We start from the raw sequence: 17,844 nt of genomic DNA on the forward strand, positions 1-17,844 counted from the left end.
GAAACAGCCCCTTGATGCGTCAACCCAGCCGTCCGGGCGCTTTCTTGTCGAAACCGGTCATGCTCTTCGGCGTTCCGGCGAGCTCGTTTTCGTAGTTGCCCGGTACGTCCGTTTCAAACCCTTGGTCGCCGAACCCTGCATTCGTCTCATGTGGGATAAACTCTTCACCTTGCTTAGCGGTATTTTCAGAGGGTTTTTCCATGATCGTCTCCTTTGTAATCGTTACTTGCGGCGAACATATTGTTTCCTAATAACCGGGTCGCATGCAAAAAGGAAACTTTCCGCCGGCTATCAACAATAGCTGCTCTCCTCCATTTCAAAGCGCCTATGCAGAGGCGATGATACGAGTGTACCAGTGCCGGAAAATGATAAGGTCAACTTTTGACCTTATCAACTCGCATAGGGCCAACCTTTGACCCTATCCGGCTCCGATCGGAACAATACGAAAGGTCTTAGCGATTATAAGCTCAATTTTTGACCCTATCTGGTTCAAAGTGCCGATCCCGGATTAAATAAGCTCAAAAAATGACCTTATCACATCAAATAGGGTCAGTTTTTGACCTTAAACCGGGTTTTCACGATATTTCTCCTCCAGTTAACCTTTATCGGCAATCCCCCTCGAATCAGTAGGGAAGAGGGCTGGGTGATCAGGATGATGCGCTCTTGGAAGCGGCATGAAGGCATGCTATGATCTTGTGGAGAGAGAGAGGGGAAGAGCAGGGAATGTACGAATCGGAAACTATGCGTTATTTCAGCCGGGAGCTGCTGGATTGGTACCGCGTGCAGAAACGGGATTTGCCGTGGAGACGCAGCCGCGATCCTTATCATATTTGGGTGTCTGAAATTATGCTGCAGCAGACGAGAGTGGAGACGGTCAAGCCTTACTACGAGCGGTTTCTGTCTTTATTTCCGACGGTAGGAGCGCTGGCGGCTGCTCCCGAGGAACAAGTGCTCAAGGCGTGGGAAGGGCTCGGTTACTATTCACGGGCCCGCAACCTGCAGTCTGCCGCGCGGGAAGTTGCGGAGCGGTACGGAGGTCGGGTCCCGGACAGGAAAGACGAATTTGCGGCGCTGAAGGGGATAGGCCCGTATACCGCGGGCGCGGTGATGAGCATCGCGTTCAACCGCAGGGAACCGGCGGTGGACGGCAACGTGATGCGGGTGTTTTCGCGGTTCTTCCTCATAGAAGAAGATATTGCGAAGGGCGCGACAAGGGCTTACATGGAACGACTGGCGTACGAGCTCATTCCGGAAGGGGAGGCCTCCGATTTCAATCAAGCGCTCATGGAGCTCGGCGCATTAGTGTGCGTGCCGAAATCTCCGAATTGTCTTATATGCCCTGTGATGGAACGGTGCGCAGGGCGCTTGGCGGGCAAAGAAGAATCGCTGCCGCTCAAGACGAAAGCGAAGCCGCCCCGGCCGGAGTACCGGGCATGTGCGCTCGTCATGGGCGAGGGCGAACTTCAGGGCCGCGTGCTCTTGCGTCAACGGCCTGCTGCGGGCTTGCTCGCGAGCATGTGGGAGCTGCCGCATGTGGAGTTCTCCGAGGCGGGCTGGCCGGCGGCGATCGCCGACGAACCGCTTGGGGAGCTGCTGTCCGAACGGCTCGCAGGCGACTCCGGCGTCGCAGCGTCGCCCGGGGGAACGCTGGGAGTCGCGGAGCATACGTTCAGCCACATCCATTGGCACATGCGCGTGCTGCGCTTGACCGCTTCCGGCGGCGGCGACTTGCAGCCGCAAGCGCCATACCGGTGGATAAGCGCCGGGGAGCTGGAGAACCATCCGCTGCCGAACGTGTTCATCCGCATTCTTCGCGATGCGGGGTTTATGCAGTAGGGCGCAGAACCGAAATTGCTAGGTATTACTCCATCTCCATACCGGTTCTGCGCAGCTTGATGTCATAGGAAACGTGGATATCGGCTTTCGGGAACTCCTTTTGCCAATCCACTTTCCTCCAAATATCCGGATGATACGCCTTTAACTGGCTCCCGAAGCCCAAGATGTCCGACTTATACTCTTTTTGCAGCTTGTCGAGCATCTTTCTCGTCTTTTCCTCCATATACTCCTCGGCGTCTTTCTGCAGCTGCCGGATAGCGCTTTGATCCGAAAAATTGGCGTCGACCGTTTTACCTATCAAATCTCCTTCCACAGTCACCTTCACATTGATTTTCACGCGGCCGTTTTCGTAACCGTAACGGTCTTCCAACTCAATGGTTTTCGTATTGAACGACAGGAACTGGCCGGGTTTTCCCTTATACTCGATTACGATGGGGCCGCCCTCTCTTTTTTCCTTGATGTGCATCATCTGCCATGTCAGGTTGTCGCTTAGAGTCCCGACCATGTTGTCCTGTCGAAAGACGGCGATACCGCGCCATCGGATATCGTTATTTTTCACCTCGATATAATTTAGAAATGGCTGCTCGGACGGTGAAGACAATGCGATGTAAAATTTGCCCAAATTCATATCGGGGATTCGCCCCGTTCTGCTGCCGTTCTCGATCATCGTCATAATAAACACTGTCGGGATTTGTTCGATTTCCGGTTTCGCCGTAAGGAGTTCTATGGCTTTGCCTTTTACTACAAGCGGCCATAACAGCCGGCGAAATTGAGGATTGCGGCGAAAAGTGTCCATGATGTCGTTCACTCCTTCGCGCGCCAACGGTTCGCCGATGGCGATGACCCGCGTGTGGCCGAAAAACAGCTGTTGATTCAACCGGGTTTGCAAATTTTCCAATGCCTCAACTACCGTGCGGCCGGAATCGCTCATCACTTTGACGGGATCGCCTCCGCCGCCTCCGCCGCCCGTTGAGCCGGCAATCTTGATCGGTATCGGGATTTGCACGGTTACCTGCATCAGTTTTTTTCCGTCTTTTTCAACCCGGTCTACTCCGATCGCAACGACGGAAATGCGCTCTTCAATTTCCCGCTGATCCCAACAGCCGGCCAGCAATTGAGCTGCGAGCAATAAGCATGCAATGATGAAGATCGCCCGCGCATTTCTCATGACGTCTCACCTTTCCCGCCGGATCCGCTTTCCGTTTCAAGAGGGTTGTACGGATCCCCTTTCCTTCGAATCACGGCAACGATCAACAGAATCAACGGAATAATAAGCGCTATGATCGCTCCCACAAAACTTAAATGCGTCTGATACTCGAACAAAGAGTGAATATTTTGCGGAAGCAGCGATATGTAATAATACGCAGGGAAGAGGACGAGCGCTATGATTCTGTGTCCTTTAAACCCTAACATCTGTTTAATGATTAAACATGAGGAGTAGTACAAATTTGCCGTCGTCGTAAACACCGCCGCGACCCAAACGCCGAGAAACGCCGATTCCAGCCGTTCCAATATGAGCCCGGGCACTTCCGTCACTTTAACCAGCTCCAATGTAGGCCATGCGAGGAGCCGCAGTTCGTCCACGCCGAATACGGCAATGCCGGAGAAGGCAATCAGCGTGTACACCAAGCCGGGGATGGCGATGCCGAGCAAATTTAACCGAAGCAATTTCCGGTCGGAATGCGTATGGGCCAGAAACAGCGTCAACACTTCGAAACCCAGATAAGAAAACGATGTGTACATGATCCCCGTCAAGAAGGACATCCAATCTACGCCCTCCCTCATAGGAAACAGATTGTACAGCTTCGCGCTCTGGTAGGACGAAAGGGCGATGATTAATACGGGAATGACAATAATCGGAAGCAAAATCTCGTTGACCCGGGCCAGAACTTCCACGTCTTGGAATATAAGCACCAGCGAGGTCAGCAGCATCGTAGTAATGATGACCTCAAGCGGCGTTTCCGTTAAAACCGTCGTAATGACGACTTCGCCGAAAATGCGCGCCACAATCACCGTGGTGAATCCCCAATACGCGAAATACAACAATAGAAAGGGAAAGCTGATAACCCTGCCGGCCGTTTTGTTCCTTCCTAAGCTTAATATTTCCGCGCTAAAAGCCACAATGCTTTTTCCCGGGAATCTTCTTGCCAAGGAAGTGATCACTGCGACTGCCACCATCGCGCAAATCGCCCCGAGGACGACGCTCAGCCAACCGGATTGCTTGGCGTATTCGGTTGTAGCTCTGGGCAAAGTGAGGACGCCGACCCCGATGATCGTGCTTGAGACGAGGGAGGACGATTGACGGGGGCTGATGACGGGCTTGTGCTGACTTTGTCGGTTCATCTGCTTTCCGCTCCTTTTCCGTCCTTGTCTGCGATGGCGCGCTGCTTGTCTTCAAGCTTTAAGAAGCTGGGCCTGTTCCTCAGCCTGTATAACGGAGCGCGAAAAAACGTGTCCTTCATATCTTTGCTGCGAAACGGCGTGAGCGGCGCCAAATAAGGCACGCCGAACGATTTCAACGAGCACAGATGGATAATGATAATGATGATAAGCAGCATAATGCCGTATAAGCCGAACATCGCTGCAGCCATCATCATCGGAAAACGCAGCATCCTCAATGCGATGGCGGCGCTGTAGCTGGGGGACGCGAACGAACCTATCGTCGTGAGCGCCACGACGATAACCATGATGGGACTGACGATTCCGGCTTCAACGGCAGCCTGTCCGACGACGAGCGCGCCGACAATTCCTATGGTCGGTCCGATCGGACCGGGCAGACGCACGCTCGCCTCCCGCAGCACCTCCATCGTCACTTCCATCAGGAACGCTTCGACGATAGAAGGGAACGGAACCGTGGAACGCCCGGCCGCCATTGCGATGACGAGACGGGATGGGATCATCTCGGGATGAAAGGAACTGAATGCGATATACAAAGAAGGCAGCAAGAGAGCCATAATCATGCTGATGACCCGGATGAACCGGATAAGCGTACTGATGAGAAAGCGCTCGTAATAGTCCTCCGGGCTGTGATAAAACTGGGAAAAGACGGCAGGGGCGATCAATACGAACGGCGTGCCGTCGCTGATGACGAGCACCTTGCCTTCAAGAAGATTCGCAACCGCTTTATCCGGACGCTCGGTGTTTTGAATGAGGGGAAAGGGACTCCAGTGCGAATCTTCGATAAGCTGCTCGATATAGCCGCTGTCGATGGCCGCATCGATCTTGATCGCTTCGATGCGCCGTATGACTTCATCTACGATGTCCTTGTTGGCCAAGCCCTCGATATACATAACGGCTACATCGGTGTTGCCCCGTTCTCCAACCGTCAAATTTTTCACCCGAAGATCCGGATCCTTCAATCGGAGCCGAACTTGTGCGGTATTGATTCTTAACGTTTCCGTGAATCCGTTCCGGGGGCCGCGTACGACCGCTTCCGTCCTCGGCTCTTCGACGCCGCGCTTCTCCCAACCTTTCGTATTCAGCAGCAGCGCCTGCGGCGTACCGTCGGTCAGCAGCAAAGAGTCGCCCGACAGAACGCTTTGCACCGCTTTATGAAGACGGTCGGTTTGTCCCGCTTCGTTCACCGGAACGCCGTAATTCTTTATGTACTCGATTATTTCTTGCGAGCCCGGATCGTTGCCGCTCCAGTCGATCATCGACGCTTTGAGAATAAAATGATCGATTATCGACGAATCGATCAATCCGTCAATAAACACGACGGCCGATTGACGGTTCAGGCCGCCCCCTATGTAAAATTGCCGCACCACAAAATCGTCGCTCTTGCCCAGAGTCTGTTCAAGCAATTCGAGGTTCGTCTTTAAATTGGCGGACAGCGGCAGTTCCTTTAAGGAAGAAAGCTTCTCGTTCAACTGGGACTCGATCGTTTGCCGCATTCTCGCTTTTCCGACCAGGAGCGGCGAATTTCTTTTTCTAAACATAGGCCCACCTTTCTTTCCTATGGTTAGAGATACCCTCGGCTATGAAAATTATGCATTGGAGAGCGCTTTGGAACTGATAGAAGACGAAAAAAAGGACGCTTCGTCCGAATGATCGGTCGATGCGTCCTTTGGTTGTTGGCGAGGATTACTTGCCGGCTTTCGCCGCTTGGTAGCGTTGGCCTACAGCGTTCCAGTCGATTACGTTGTAGAAGGCGTTGATGTAATCCGGGCGTTTGTTTTGATACTTCAAGTAGTATGCATGCTCCCATACGTCGAGACCGAGGATCGGAGTCATGCCTTCCATGACCGGGCTGTCTTGGTTCGGCGTGGAAGTGACGACAAGCTTGCCCGCTTTATCCACTGCAAGCCATGCCCAGCCGGAACCGAAGCGGGTCGTAGCGGCCTTAGTGAACGCTTCTTTGAATGCTGCGAAGCCGCCAAGCTCGGAATCGATCGCGGCTTTCAAAGCGCCTGTCGGTTCTCCGCCCGCGTTCGGAGCGATCGTTTCCCAGAAGAGGGAGTGGTTCGCATGACCGCCGCCGTTGTTGCGGACGACCGTGCGGATATCTTCCGGCACCGAGTTCAGGTCCGAGATCAAATCTTCCAAAGATTTATTTTGAAGTTCCGGATATTTCTCGAGCGCGGCATTCAAGTTGTTCACGTATGTCGCATGGTGGCGGTCGTGGTGAATCATCATGGTCGTCTCATCGATATGCGGTTCCAATGCATTGTTTGGATAAGGCAACGGTGGCAATTGATGTGGCATTAGCAGCAAACCTCCCAATAATATGTAATTTAGTAACACGATCATTATCCCCCATTTTCCATAATAAATCAACACTTATGTTTCGAAAGTCGGTCCGCCGATCCGCCTTTTCCGCTCGTCGATCACTTGGTGGTGAAGCGATACACCTTGCGAATTCAACCAAGGCGACACATCGCTTAATACCGAATCGTAACGCCGAAGCTCCTCGTCGGACCATTCGTTTAACACGACGTCCGTTAAATCCTGCAGCAAACGCACTTCACCCAATTCCCACCACCTCCAAAAGCGACCGTTTCGGGAGTTTTTCCTACCCAATGTATTAGGATGGCTAAAGTCATACCGTTTTATTCATGCGATTGAAAATCATATCTATCGGTAGAAAAAAGAGCATATTGGATGTAAACGCTTTAAAATAAGCGCTTTCATGAAAAAAATGAAGGTTTTCTCACTTTTTTAATGAAAATTTAAGAATTCGGGAGGAATTTGTGATTTTTTGTCGAAATTGTTACAAGCGAATTACGTGGATATGGGGAGAGAAGCAGATGAACGTTCGTACGTTTCAATTGTCGGATTGTGCTGCAGTAACGGAACTATTGCAAGCCTCTCTATCGGATCAGTGTTACCATGACACGATGGAGGCTTTCGCTCGACAGCTTTCTTGGGACAGCAGTCTTGTTTTTGTAGCCGAGAAACATTCCCAACTCGTGGGTGTGGTCATCGGAACCATCGATAAGAACGACGGTTATTACTACCGTGTCGCCGTCGCCCCCGCGCATCGCCGCCAAGGCATCGGCAAAGCCATGATCGAGGCGCTTCAAGAACGATTTCTCCAACGTAAAGTGAACCGCATATTCGTCCCGGTCGATATGCATAATGAACCGGTTCTTCCCTTGTACGAATCCCTCGGATTCGGCATTCAGCAATTCACGAAGAAATTCAATAAATTAAGCATTGTCACAGGGTCGTAATTGACGCGATCTTTATTTTAATGTACGTGTAGTGTATAATAATTTGAATCGGCTCCGAATGAAAAACTTCCTCTAACCGTCAACCGGCTACCGAAGAAGTTTTTCTTTTTTCACAAGCAACAAAGCGTATCTCCCGTTGCGGGGCCGCTTGCCGCATAAAGCGACGCCGCAAGAGGCAGCAGATATGCTTTTTGCCGCTTTGCGCACGCGAAAGGACACGGCAATGAATTCCGAGACCTATATAATGATAAAGAGTTTCAAACACGACGGCCACCTTCACAGAATGTGGTACGAGAACTGGCCGGTTCCCCGCAGCGAATTGCATCCCGATCATCAAGAGCAGGGCATGAAAGTGCTGATCAATCACGGCACCCGGATTCGCGAGGCGGACGGGAAAGAGTGGGTTTCCCGCATTCCCGGCGTGACGTATTTCATACCCGGGCAATGGTTCAACATCGTTGCGCTGTTGGAGACGGCAGGCGTCCGGTATTATTGCAATATTGCGTCACCATATTATGAATACGGCAATGTGATCACTTACATCGACTACGATTTGGATGTAATCAAGCTTTCGGACGGTTCGATCAACGTCGTGGATGAAGAGGAGTACCTTAGCCATCGGGTTTTATACCAATATCCGAATGTGGTGGAGACGAAAGTAAGGCAGGGACTGGAGCGCCTCGTGCAGTGGATGAAGGACTCCAAACCTCCGTTTCAAGACGATGAGGCACTGCGTTATTATGAATTATGGAAGAATAGGCAGTGTTAATGCCCGGACCGGCACACGGTGCGGGTTTTTATATAGAGTGTCGGATATTTGCCCGTCGGCACATAAGAAAATTGCTGCGACGAATAGACGAATCGAGCAGCAAAATCGTTAGCGGAATTTCTTGTGCTTAACCTGAACGGCATTGGATACGATTTGGAGGTTAACGGAATTTCGTGTACTCAATAGCCACTATTCGAGCGATATCCACAAGTTTCGTCACTGTTTAAGCACACAAAATTCCGCTAAGCTATTCCTGCCCCCAATCGATATGAAACTTAAGTACATGAATTTCCGTTAAGCAAATGGAAGAAGGCTTTACGGCGTGGACGGCCGGAGTATGCCGGCGCGTTAAGGTAAAAGCTACATCCAAGGGAATTCGAAGGGAGGTGCAAACATGCCGAATCGGTGGGAACTGCTGAAGGGCGAAATTCAAGAAGCCGCTCCGGAATTGGGTATCGACAAAATCGGTTTCGCTTCGGCGTATCCGTTCTTTGAATTGAAAGAGCTGCTGCAGAAGCATCGCGAAGAAGGGCGGGAGTCCGGATTCGAGGAGCCGGATCTCGATAAGCGTGTATATCCGCATCTCAGCTTCCCCGGCGGAAAGCCCCGGTCGATCGTCTCGATCGCCGTCGCGTATCCGTCAAAGATGAGCGATCCGCCGAAGTCGGAGCCGGGGGCGTACCGCGGCATATTGTCCCGGTCGGCATGGGGCGACGACTACCACGATGTGCTGCGCGACCGGCTTCGCCGGCTCGAGTCGTTCATCCGCGACCGGGTGCCGGAGGCGCGCATGGAGTCGATGGTCGACACGGGGGCGCTCGTCGACAGAGCGGTTGCGGAGCGGGCCGGCATCGGCTGGTATGGCAAAAACTGCGCCGTCATCACGCCCGAATTCGGCTCGTGGGTGTACCTCGGGGAATTGATTACGGATATTCCGTTTCCGCCCGACACCCCGGTGACCGATTCATGCGGCGATTGCACGCTGTGCATCGATGCATGTCCGACAGGGGCGCTCGTCGGACCGGGACAGCTCAATTCGTCGCGCTGCGTCTCCTTCGTTACCCAGACGAAAGGCTTCGTGGACGACGAATTGAAACGTAAAATCGGCAACCGTCTGTACGGATGCGATACGTGCCAAGTGGTATGCCCGAAAAACAGAGGGCACAACTGGACGCACCATACCGAGCTTCAGCCGGATCCTGAAATTGCGAAACCGCTCCTGAAGCCGCTGTTGACGCTTTCCAACCGCGAATTTAAGGAGCGGTTCGGCAAAAGCGCGGCATCCTGGCGGGGGAAGAAACCGATCCAACGCAACGCGATCATCGCTCTCGGCAATTTCAAAGACAAGTCTGCCGTTCCGCAGCTCATCGATTTATTGCGGCGCGACGAACGTCCGGTCATCCGCGGTACGGCGGCTTGGGCGCTCGGACGAATCGGGGGCGATGAAGGCAGGGAAGCTCTCATGGAAGCCGTGGGTCTGGAGACCGACGAAGAAGTGTTGAACGAAATAAAAAAAGCGCTAACCCCACAATCAGTTTCGTGATAATATAGTACTAACTTAAAGGGATATTTTTCCTAGTTAGACACGAGGTGCGCATCTATGAGGTACGTTTCGATAGACTCATTGGAGCCGGGGCAATTTTTAGGCAAGTCGATTTTTACAAACAACGGAACGGTCCTGTTGTCCGAAGGGGTGCAGTTGACCGTCTTCATGATCAATACGCTTCGCAGAATAGGCGTGGCGTTCGTATATGTGAAGGACGGGCATTTTGACGACATTGAAATTACGGACGTTGTGTCCGATGAGACGAAACGCGCCGTAATTAAACAAATGAGCGACTTGTTCGGTTCGGTGCGTTCGGGAAAAGAGTTCAACACGAAGCGGGTTAGCGCCGCTATCGATTCGCTGCTTGACGACATAATGAAAAACAAAGACGTTCTCATTCATCTCTCAGACATACGTTCGAGCGACAATGCCGATTACATGCATGCGTTGAACGTATGCATGATGTCCTGCGTCGTCGGCATGAACATGGGGCTCCCGTACACGCAATTGAAAGAACTTGCGATCGGCGCGCTTTTGCACGATATCGGCAAAGTAAACGCCGCGGCGGAAGACGACGAAGGTGCGGATCCGAAGCGTCACCATACGTGGATAGGATTCGAGACGCTGAAGCTGAAGCGGGAGTACAGCTTGCTGATCGCCCACGTCGCGTTCCAGCATCACGAGCACGCCGACGGTACGGGCGTTCCCCGCGGATTGACGTCGGAAGCGATTCATCCGTATGCGAAAATCGTCGCCGTAGCGAATACGTACGACAATTTGCTCTCCGGCCTTGGCGAGTCCGGGAAGCGCATGCTGCCTCATGAAGCTTGCGAACGCATAATGGCGATGGCCGGCAAGCAGCTGGATAAAGATGTCATCGTTGAATTTCTGAAGACGGTCTCGGTGTATCCGACAGGGACTTCCGTGCGCCTCACCAATAAGGAGACCGGAGTAGTCGTAGGCCAGCACCGCGGCTTGCCCGGACGTCCGGTCGTGAGGGTCGTAGCCCATGATGAAGGACAACTCGATATTAAAGAGTTCGATTTGGCGAAATTTCCGACATTGTTTATCGATGCCGTACTAACTTAGCGAATGCGATGCTTGCCCCGGACAGGGGCTTTATTTGTGGCAAAATATAGATTGACACAAACAAATGTTCCTATATAATAGATAATGCAGGTGTATTTCGTTTGTATCGGCGTGTTCCGGCATGCTATGATGGGTGGGAGTTTGCGACAATTTATTTTTGCTGAGGTGACCTCCATATGGATATTCTGATTCCGATTATTACGCTTGTCGTCGGGCTCGTCGGCGGCTTCTTTATAGGCGTGTATTATTTACGCAAACAGATGGAATCGATGCAGAACAATCCGGAAATGCTGCGCGATATGGCCAAACGGATGGGCTATAACGTGAACCAGAAACAGATGAACCAGATGCAGCAAATGCTGAAAAACCAGCAGAAGCGAAAAAGATAAGCATTGTCGGCAACCCGATCATAGATATGATGGTCGCATACAAGCAGGCAAGCAGGGAGGAAGAGAATGAGGGCGAATGAATTCGAGCCGCGGAATCCGAATGCGGATGTAAAAAACTATATCAACTCGCGGGTGAATGAAAACCGGGAACTGGTCGAGCACCATATCCGCGAAATTTTGCGGCTGATCGGAGAGGATCCCGACCGTGAAGGACTGGAGGATACTCCCAAGCGCGTCCGCCAAATGTACGAGGAAATATTCGCCGGATACGAGGTGGACCCGCGGGAAGTGCTCGGCGTCACGTTCGACGAGAATCACGAAGAGCTTGTAATCGTTAAGGACATCGTATATTACTCGCAATGCGAGCATCATATGGCCCCGTTCTTCGGGAAGGTGCATATCGGCTACATTCCGAGCGGACGTATTGCCGGATTAAGCAAGTTTGCAAGACTGGTAGAGGCGGTGTCGCGGAAGCTGCAAGTGCAGGAGCGTATAACGTCGCAGATCGCGGACATTTTCGAGGAAGTGCTCCATCCGCACGGGACGATGGTCGTCGTCGAAGGCGAGCACTTGTGCATGTGCTCGCGAGGCGTGAAGAAGCCGGGCGCCGTAACAGTCACTTCCGCCGTGCGCGGACGGTTCCGGACGGATGCGGCGCTGCGCGCGGAGTTTATGTCGCTTCTGCAGCGGGGCGGGATTTAACATGAGGAGGGCCTTCCTGGCGATAGCGGATCCTATCGGCAAGGAAGGCCCTTTATTAACGATAAAGAATTTATAAGTTTTCTGCTTCAGCAGGAAATGAGTAAATTCTTTACCAAGAAAAACTTCCTCTTACTCGCGGTCGCTCATCCTTGAATGTACTTCGATAGAAGTTTTTCTTATTTAAGCCGGAAGCTTCTCCGGGTTCAAGACTAGATAAATGTCCGCAATCTGTTCGCCCTCAAACCGGAAGGCGACGGTGCCGGTCATCGCATCGCCCTGGAAGAGCACGAGCCCGGGTTGGCCGTTGATGACGTCCGGAAGCACGCGGAAGCCTTCGGGAGTTTTCGACACGATACCCAACAAGAAAGCCATGGCTCGATCGCGTCCGATGAGAGGCTTGACGGCGGCGCGAACTTTGCCGCCTCCATCCGAGACAACGGATATGTCCTTGTTCAAGAGTTGGGACAATAACCCCACGTTGCCGCTGCCGAGCGCGTGCAGGAATCGCTCGACCAGCGCGCTCTTAGCCGGTTCGCCGGCCGCAGCCGCACCCGGTCTTGTGTCGCCGTGCGGTGCCGCGTTCCGCGCGGAATCGATGCGCAGCTTCGCTCTCCGGTATATTTGTCTGCAGTTGGGCGCCGTTTTCCCGGTTGCATCCGCGATTTCATCATAATCGAGAGCATATGCCTCTCGCAGCACGTAGACAGACCGCTCTACCGGCGAAAGCCGCTCCAGCAGCAAAAGAAACGCGATGGACAGCGTCTCTTTCATAACGGCGCTGCGCAGCGGATCTTCCGCCGCAAAGCTGTCGTCAGCGGAGTGCCGCGACTCGATCCACGGCTCCGGCAGCCACGGTCCGACATACGATTCGCGCCGTACCCGCGCCGAACGCAGCTGGTCAATGCACCGGTTTGTAACGAGTCGGCACAAGTAAGCTCTCGGATTTTGAAGTGAGGGAAGCGCCGAAGCATCCAGAGTCAGGAACACATTGTGCACTACATCTTCGGCGTCCATGACGGATGAAAGCATCCGGTAAGCGAGCGACACCAAGAACCCTTTGTGCGCCTGGTACAACTCTTCAATGCTCATTGCGGCATCCACTTCCCGTTTCGCGTTTATAATGCTTTCGCAGGTGCGAATAAGCCTCCGGTCGCCCGGACGATCGCCAATGCCGACGCCCTGCCGCTCGCAAGAGATGCGTCAGCGAGCATTCCTTCTTCGCCGACCCAATCGCCGGCCACATACAGCCCTTCGATCTCAGGGACTGACGGTCCGGGCCGGCTTAGCCGGGCGTCATCCGTCGTGTGAAGCCGATGGCTGACGGTCATATTCGGCAGAAACCGCTCATACACCGTAACTTCGCGCCAACCGGGCTGCACGCAATCCAGCATTTTCTCCAGCTCGTTTCGGACCGATTGCGGATCGGAGTCGTGATTCCGGCCAAGATACTTCATAAGATGCAATACTATTGTACCATCTTCCGAAAGCCGGGCAGCATTGGAATGGTTCGAGTAATAGAGCGGACGGTCGACACCCATGGCAAAGTGAACGTCGGGAACGGGCAGCTTCCTAACCACAACGTCGAAGCAGGCAGCCCGAACCGGCACGCTAGTTTCTTTCCATCTCCGCACCGACGCGCTTTCGGCACCGTACACAAGCCGGCACGCTTCTTCCGGACTCGCGGCAATAACCGCGGAGCGAACGTCGAACGCTTCATTATCACCGGCAATCACACTCCGAACCGCCGCCTGACCGCCGCCGCAGTCCACCCGTGTCACTTTCTTGTCCTGCACAATCGACACTCCAGCCTTCAAAGCCGTCTCCCGCAGCGCATCAACAATTGTTTGCCAGCCGCCGTCCACATAGAGCACTCCGCCTTTGAGAGCTTGCTGCATCTGCTTCACCGCCGCTTCGGCGCTTTGCAGGTCCGGGTCATTGGCGTAAGTGGAAACCCGGGAGAACGCATAGAGCACCTTGCGGACGCCTTCGTGCCGAACGCCGCGCTCCATCCATTCGCGCAGCGACAAAGAGCGCAAGGCTTTCGCATCGGTCCCCGGGATCGCGGACATCACTTTAGCCAGCTCCAGCTTTTCGGGCCAGGACAGAAGCTTCGTCTTAAAGAGCGACCCGATGTTTGCCGGAAACGGGTACACTCCGTCCGCCGTTACCGCCGTCGCCTTGTACCCGGACGGTTTCCCGCCTTTCGGACGTACGCCGAGCTCCGCCAATACTTGCGCCCCGGGGCCAGTTAAGTACAGCGCATGCGCGCCAAGATTCAACATTGCGCGTTGCTTATACTCCGTCGCCGCCCGTCCGCCGAGCCGCCCTTTCTCGAACAATACCGTCTTGCGTCCGGCCTTCGCCAAATAAATCGCCGCCGTCAGCCCAGCCAATCCGCCGCCGACAACCGCCGCATCGTAACCTTTTAATTCTCTCGTCTCACTCATCTTTTCAGCCATCCTCTCATATTGTTCTACAAGCATGACGAGATAGGATTCTTTTTTGTGACAAAAAAGCCGATCCCCGCACAAATGCGGGAAAATCGGCTTAGAGCGCCAGAGCTCCGGTTATTGCGAAACATTGTCCAAGAAAGCGAAAGTTTTCTCCAAATACTGCTCTTTCCCCGCCCGATACACAAGCTCATGAGTCGCGCCGGGAACGAGCCACATGTCCGAATAAGGCGAGCCGGTCTGCAGCTTTGCAATCGACTCGATAATTTCGTAAGGAGACCTTTCGTCCTGCGTCCCGTGGATAAAGAAGATCGGAACGTTGTAGGATGCGTTCTTCACTTTATCGTACGGCACCTCATCGATGCCGGAACCGTTGACCATAGGATATAACCACTTCAACAGCGTCAATGACGGCTCTTTCGGCAAATCGGCATACTGCTTCAAATTGTGATAGAGCGTATCGGGCTCGAGGACAAATGTGCTGTCCAATATCATTGCATCAATCTCATGCGTACGTAGAGCGGTTTGCAGCGCCGTGCCGGCTCCCATCGAAAATCCCCACACGTATACTTCTTCCGCGCCGCGGGAGCGGGCGTACTTCACGGCGCCCAATAAATCGTAGGATTCGTTGAAGCCGCCGGTAACTACTCGGCGCTCGTTGTAGACGTATCCGTAATCAAACATGAGCACATTATAGCCGTGCCGGTTCGCGTTCGATGCGAGCTCGTATATCGGAACCCATATTTCTTCCCTGTTGCCGCCGTACCCGTGAGAAAACACGATCGTCTTCGTTGAACCGGTTGAAGAGGGGATATACCAGCCCTCCAACGGTTTGGGATCGCCGAGTTCGTTCAAGAACGCCACACTCTCATAGCCGAGACCCGCGGCTTCCCGGGGGTTCGATTGCAGCGGAGCTACGGCCGGCCGTGCCAATACCCATGCGATATAACTGTACAGAGAGACCACGGTAAGTATTGCAATAATGATAACGGCAAGGCATAGGGCAATAATGACGGGCCACCAGCTTCTTCGCCCGGTTCGTTGGTCCGCAATGGGGCGGTAGGGAACGGGCAATGATATGGAAGCGGTTTCAACGGGTGTTGGCGAAAGAGGCAAACTAGATGTCGTAACGGGTTCCATGAGAAGTCCTCCTTGCTTGGCGCCGTCGCGGCTTGTCTGTCATTTGTAGATTAATTAGGTTAATTATAATAGTAAGAAAGCCCCGCAAATCCGTCAATGTCCCCCGACGTTTTGTTAACCGAATGTAATCTGGCTGTAACAATAGGGAAGATTTTATCAGGCTTTACGGCTGATAGTGGATGGGATATACTGATTTTATGAAAAATGGTTTCACTATACGAAACAGACGGGCGATGGGGGGACCAGCGATGGAGGACGGTAAACTAACGGTTCGCGCAGTGGAACGGGCGCTAGACATTTTGTTGGTGTTTACTCAGCATGGCAGCCTGGGATTGACGGAAATCGCCGAGAAGGTCGGGCTCCATAAGAGCACCGTGCACCGGCTGCTTGCGTCGTTGGAAGGGAAAGGCTTTCTAGTGCGCGATGCGGTAACGGAAAAATACCGACTCGGATTTCGCGTGTGGGAATTGTCCGCCCAGCTCGCCGGACAATCGGACGATCCCGCGACGCTCCTCCTCCCGGAGATGGAACGTCTTCGTGATCTTGTAGGCGAAACGATCTCTCTTTACATTCGCGAGGGGAGTGAGAGGATCCGCATCCAAGCGGTACAAAGCAACCAGGCAATACGAAGGGTCGCTCCGATAGGCGCGCGTCTGCCGCTCTATGTCGGAGCGTCGAGCAAAGTGCTGCTCGCGTTCGCCGACGACGAGGTGCGCGACCGTATCATGAACGACGCCGCTTGGCCGGAATCGGTCGATCGGGGCGCATTCTTGGCGCAGCTGGCGGATATACGCCGGCTCGGCTACGCAACGAGCGTGGAAGAGAGGGAGCCGGGAGCCGCGGCCGTATCGGCTCCGATTATGAACAATAGCGGGCGTCTGGCGGCGGCGCTGGCCGTATCCGGCCCTTCGAACAGGCTCCACTTGGAGATGATGCGGGACATCGCTCCGCAGGTGATGGAGACCGCCAGCCGTATGGGTAAGATGCTGAAGTGACGCTTACAAATCCTTGCGCCGAGGGCTGCGAGGCCGACATGCTTCATAATCGTGCGCTCCAAGACGAAGTTCCACTTAACAATAAACACATAATCGGGTACTTTTTCAAACGTAATTACTCTACACGCTTCACCGCGCGGGGAGAAGAGGTGCGATATACAGTTGCGAGATACAACTATATAGTTGTATAATACAACCAAATGAGGGGGTGCACGATGAGCGACACATTGCAAGAATTAGTTATACAATTCGTTCGCACATTCGGGCTGCACCAGCCGGACCGGACGCCGTGCGGTCAGCCGCTGTCGGTATCCGAAGCGCATGCGCTAAGCGAGCTGCGCAAGGCGCCAGGGTTGAGCCAAAACGAGCTCGCGGCTAAGCTCCAGCTGGAGAAAAGCACCGTCAGCCGCCTCGCAGCCTCGTTGGCAAAGCGCGGTTGGCTCACCCGGCGCAAGGACGAAACAGATTCGCGCGTGTGGAGGCTGTACCTTACCGAGCAAGGCGAGAAGACCGCGACCCGCATCGAGGAATCCCGAAAGGAGAAATTCCGCGCCGTTGCAAGCGCCTTAACGGACGAGCGGATGGAAATCGTGGAGGAAGGTCTTAGAGAATTGATTGGTGCGTTGAAAAGAGAAGGAGAGTCGGATCATGGCAAAAAATAACGTATACATCGCAGGGCTGGCGGCACTATTGTTGATTTCGGCGGGGTGCGCGGCAAACGAACAAGAAGCGGCGGCGGACCGGACGCCGTATGCCGGATACGAGGAACGGGAGATCGCCGCTCTTTCCCTCGAGAAAACCGGCGACTTGCTTGGCGGCAAAGGCGCGGGTTACGCGCTGGCCGCCGAAGTAAACGGGTATCCGGGACCGCGTCATGCGCTTGATATGGAGAAGGAATTGGAGCTGACCGCGGAACAGAAGGAAGGGACGGAGCGGTTGTTCGCCGGAATGAAACAAGAGGCTGTGGAGCTAGGGGAGAAGATCGTCGATCTCGAGCGCGAGTTGGATCACGCGTTCAAATCCGGCGAAGCGACCGATGAGCAGCTTCAGCGCCTTACCGATGAAATCGCGAAGACGGAAGGCCGTTTGCGGTATACGCATCTTACAACCCACCTTGAGATGAAGAAGCTTCTCACTGCGGAGCAGGTTGAACGGTATAACGAATTGAGAGGTTATACCGGTGAGCATGGTGCAAGCGGGGGCGGACATGATCAAAAGCATGGGGGGTATTAAGCAGCTGGCGGTGGAACAGGATA

19 protein-coding genes are annotated in these 17,844 nt (G+C 53.7%); 10 read left to right on the forward strand and 9 right to left on the reverse strand.

Going from position 1 to position 17,844, the window contains the following annotated elements:
• Positions 1-19: 19 nt before the first annotated feature.
• Positions 20-202 (reverse strand): hypothetical protein, encoded by a 183-nt coding sequence (locus JET16_RS25965; RefSeq protein ID WP_199622326.1) that lies wholly within the window; start codon positions 200-202, stop codon positions 20-22.
• Positions 203-723: 521 nt separating this feature from the next.
• On the opposite strand from JET16_RS25965, the gene mutY reads away from it, so the two are divergent.
• Complete coding sequence (gene mutY, locus JET16_RS25970) at positions 724-1,836, forward strand: A/G-specific adenine glycosylase (RefSeq protein WP_199622441.1); 1,113 nt, start codon at positions 724-726, stop codon at positions 1,834-1,836.
• 25 nt (positions 1,837-1,861) lie between these two features.
• On the opposite strand, the gene JET16_RS25975 is transcribed toward mutY, so the two are convergent.
• The 5 genes from JET16_RS25975 to JET16_RS25995 form a co-directional block, all read right to left on the reverse strand.
• Complete coding sequence (locus tag JET16_RS25975; protein WP_199622329.1) at positions 1,862-3,004, reverse strand: Ger(x)C family spore germination protein; 1,143 nt, start codon at positions 3,002-3,004, stop codon at positions 1,862-1,864.
• Positions 3,001-4,179, reverse strand: a complete 1,179-nt coding sequence (locus tag JET16_RS25980) for a GerAB/ArcD/ProY family transporter (RefSeq protein ID WP_199622332.1) — start codon at positions 4,177-4,179, stop codon at positions 3,001-3,003. The genes JET16_RS25975 and JET16_RS25980 overlap by 4 nt, the downstream gene beginning before the upstream one ends.
• Positions 4,176-5,774 carry a spore germination protein gene (locus JET16_RS25985; RefSeq protein ID WP_199622334.1) on the reverse strand — a complete coding sequence of 533 codons (1,599 nt, stop codon included), beginning with the start codon at positions 5,772-5,774 and terminating at the stop codon, positions 4,176-4,178. The genes JET16_RS25980 and JET16_RS25985 overlap by 4 nt, the downstream gene beginning before the upstream one ends.
• A gap of 145 nt (positions 5,775-5,919) precedes the next feature.
• Complete coding sequence (locus tag JET16_RS25990; protein WP_199622336.1) at positions 5,920-6,540, reverse strand: superoxide dismutase; 621 nt, start codon at positions 6,538-6,540, stop codon at positions 5,920-5,922.
• Positions 6,541-6,615: 75 nt separating this feature from the next.
• The gene (locus JET16_RS25995) at positions 6,616-6,807 is read right to left on the reverse strand and encodes a hypothetical protein (protein WP_199622338.1); all 192 of its coding nucleotides are present in this window, start codon (positions 6,805-6,807) and stop codon (positions 6,616-6,618) included.
• Between the two features lie 275 nt (positions 6,808-7,082).
• Between JET16_RS25995 and JET16_RS26000 the strand changes: the two genes are divergently transcribed.
• The 6 genes from JET16_RS26000 (at position 7,083) to folE (ending at position 12,003) form a co-directional block, all read left to right on the forward strand.
• Positions 7,083-7,508 (forward strand): GNAT family N-acetyltransferase, encoded by a 426-nt coding sequence (locus JET16_RS26000; RefSeq protein WP_199622339.1) that lies wholly within the window; start codon positions 7,083-7,085, stop codon positions 7,506-7,508.
• 244 nt (positions 7,509-7,752) lie between these two features.
• Complete coding sequence (locus tag JET16_RS26005; protein WP_233532283.1) at positions 7,753-8,277, forward strand: DUF402 domain-containing protein; 525 nt, start codon at positions 7,753-7,755, stop codon at positions 8,275-8,277.
• Between the two features lie 394 nt (positions 8,278-8,671).
• Positions 8,672-9,820 (forward strand): tRNA epoxyqueuosine(34) reductase QueG, encoded by a 1,149-nt coding sequence (gene queG, locus JET16_RS26010; RefSeq protein WP_199622341.1) that lies wholly within the window; start codon positions 8,672-8,674, stop codon positions 9,818-9,820.
• Between the two features lie 57 nt (positions 9,821-9,877).
• A complete protein-coding gene (locus JET16_RS26015; protein WP_199622343.1) occupies positions 9,878-10,912 on the forward strand; it encodes an HD-GYP domain-containing protein in 1,035 nt (344 codons plus the stop codon).
• 176 nt (positions 10,913-11,088) lie between these two features.
• Positions 11,089-11,301 (forward strand): YneF family protein, encoded by a 213-nt coding sequence (locus tag JET16_RS26020; protein ID WP_199622345.1) that lies wholly within the window; start codon positions 11,089-11,091, stop codon positions 11,299-11,301.
• A 66-nt stretch (positions 11,302-11,367) separates the two neighbouring features.
• Positions 11,368-12,003 carry a GTP cyclohydrolase I FolE gene (folE, locus tag JET16_RS26025; RefSeq protein ID WP_199622348.1) on the forward strand — a complete coding sequence of 212 codons (636 nt, stop codon included), beginning with the start codon at positions 11,368-11,370 and terminating at the stop codon, positions 12,001-12,003.
• A 180-nt stretch (positions 12,004-12,183) separates the two neighbouring features.
• Here folE and sigJ read toward each other — a convergent pair whose 3' ends face one another.
• From sigJ to JET16_RS26040, 3 genes are all read right to left on the reverse strand, one after another.
• Positions 12,184-13,092 (reverse strand): RNA polymerase sigma factor SigJ, encoded by a 909-nt coding sequence (gene sigJ, locus JET16_RS26030; protein WP_199622351.1) that lies wholly within the window; start codon positions 13,090-13,092, stop codon positions 12,184-12,186.
• 26 nt (positions 13,093-13,118) lie between these two features.
• Positions 13,119-14,450: a phytoene desaturase family protein gene (locus JET16_RS26035; protein ID WP_199622353.1), complete on the reverse strand. Its 1,332-nt coding sequence runs from the start codon at positions 14,448-14,450 to the stop codon at positions 13,119-13,121.
• Between the two features lie 120 nt (positions 14,451-14,570).
• The gene (locus tag JET16_RS26040) at positions 14,571-15,593 is read right to left on the reverse strand and encodes an alpha/beta hydrolase (RefSeq protein WP_199622356.1); all 1,023 of its coding nucleotides are present in this window, start codon (positions 15,591-15,593) and stop codon (positions 14,571-14,573) included.
• Between the two features lie 248 nt (positions 15,594-15,841).
• Between JET16_RS26040 and JET16_RS26045 the strand changes: the two genes are divergently transcribed.
• From JET16_RS26045 to JET16_RS26055, 3 genes are all read left to right on the forward strand, one after another.
• Positions 15,842-16,588 carry an IclR family transcriptional regulator gene (locus JET16_RS26045; protein ID WP_199622359.1) on the forward strand — a complete coding sequence of 249 codons (747 nt, stop codon included), beginning with the start codon at positions 15,842-15,844 and terminating at the stop codon, positions 16,586-16,588.
• Positions 16,589-16,803: 215 nt separating this feature from the next.
• A complete protein-coding gene (locus tag JET16_RS26050; protein ID WP_199622361.1) occupies positions 16,804-17,250 on the forward strand; it encodes a MarR family winged helix-turn-helix transcriptional regulator in 447 nt (148 codons plus the stop codon).
• Positions 17,237-17,821 carry a Spy/CpxP family protein refolding chaperone gene (locus tag JET16_RS26055; RefSeq protein ID WP_199622364.1) on the forward strand — a complete coding sequence of 195 codons (585 nt, stop codon included), beginning with the start codon at positions 17,237-17,239 and terminating at the stop codon, positions 17,819-17,821. The genes JET16_RS26050 and JET16_RS26055 overlap by 14 nt, the downstream gene beginning before the upstream one ends.
• The last annotated feature ends 23 nt before the right edge of the window (positions 17,822-17,844 follow it).

Origin of the sequence: Paenibacillus alkalitolerans (assembly GCF_016482785.1) — a bacterium.
Classification (GTDB): domain Bacteria; phylum Bacillota; class Bacilli; order Paenibacillales; family YIM-B00363; genus Paenibacillus_AE; species Paenibacillus_AE alkalitolerans.

Coding starts and splice junctions, on each gene's coding strand:
- JET16_RS25965 (WP_199622326.1), bottom strand. CDS start 202: ATGGAAAAACCCTCTGAAAATACCGCTAAGCAAGGTGAAGAGTTTATC.
- mutY (WP_199622441.1), top strand. CDS start 724: ATGTACGAATCGGAAACTATGCGTTATTTCAGCCGGGAGCTGCTGGAT.
- JET16_RS25975 (WP_199622329.1), bottom strand. CDS start 3,004: ATGAGAAATGCGCGGGCGATCTTCATCATTGCATGCTTATTGCTCGCA.
- JET16_RS25980 (WP_199622332.1), bottom strand. CDS start 4,179: ATGAACCGACAAAGTCAGCACAAGCCCGTCATCAGCCCCCGTCAATCG.
- JET16_RS25985 (WP_199622334.1), bottom strand. CDS start 5,774: ATGTTTAGAAAAAGAAATTCGCCGCTCCTGGTCGGAAAAGCGAGAATG.
- JET16_RS25990 (WP_199622336.1), bottom strand. CDS start 6,540: ATGCCACATCAATTGCCACCGTTGCCTTATCCAAACAATGCATTGGAA.
- JET16_RS26000 (WP_199622339.1), top strand. CDS start 7,083: ATGAACGTTCGTACGTTTCAATTGTCGGATTGTGCTGCAGTAACGGAA.
- JET16_RS26005 (WP_233532283.1), top strand. CDS start 7,753: ATGATAAAGAGTTTCAAACACGACGGCCACCTTCACAGAATGTGGTAC.
- queG (WP_199622341.1), top strand. CDS start 8,672: ATGCCGAATCGGTGGGAACTGCTGAAGGGCGAAATTCAAGAAGCCGCT.
- JET16_RS26015 (WP_199622343.1), top strand. CDS start 9,878: ATGAGGTACGTTTCGATAGACTCATTGGAGCCGGGGCAATTTTTAGGC.
- JET16_RS26020 (WP_199622345.1), top strand. CDS start 11,089: ATGGATATTCTGATTCCGATTATTACGCTTGTCGTCGGGCTCGTCGGC.
- folE (WP_199622348.1), top strand. CDS start 11,368: ATGAGGGCGAATGAATTCGAGCCGCGGAATCCGAATGCGGATGTAAAA.
- sigJ (WP_199622351.1), bottom strand. CDS start 13,092: ATGAGCATTGAAGAGTTGTACCAGGCGCACAAAGGGTTCTTGGTGTCG.
- JET16_RS26035 (WP_199622353.1), bottom strand. CDS start 14,450: ATGAGTGAGACGAGAGAATTAAAAGGTTACGATGCGGCGGTTGTCGGC.
- JET16_RS26040 (WP_199622356.1), bottom strand. CDS start 15,593: ATGGAACCCGTTACGACATCTAGTTTGCCTCTTTCGCCAACACCCGTT.
- JET16_RS26045 (WP_199622359.1), top strand. CDS start 15,842: ATGGAGGACGGTAAACTAACGGTTCGCGCAGTGGAACGGGCGCTAGAC.
- JET16_RS26050 (WP_199622361.1), top strand. CDS start 16,804: ATGAGCGACACATTGCAAGAATTAGTTATACAATTCGTTCGCACATTC.
- JET16_RS26055 (WP_199622364.1), top strand. CDS start 17,237: ATGGCAAAAAATAACGTATACATCGCAGGGCTGGCGGCACTATTGTTG.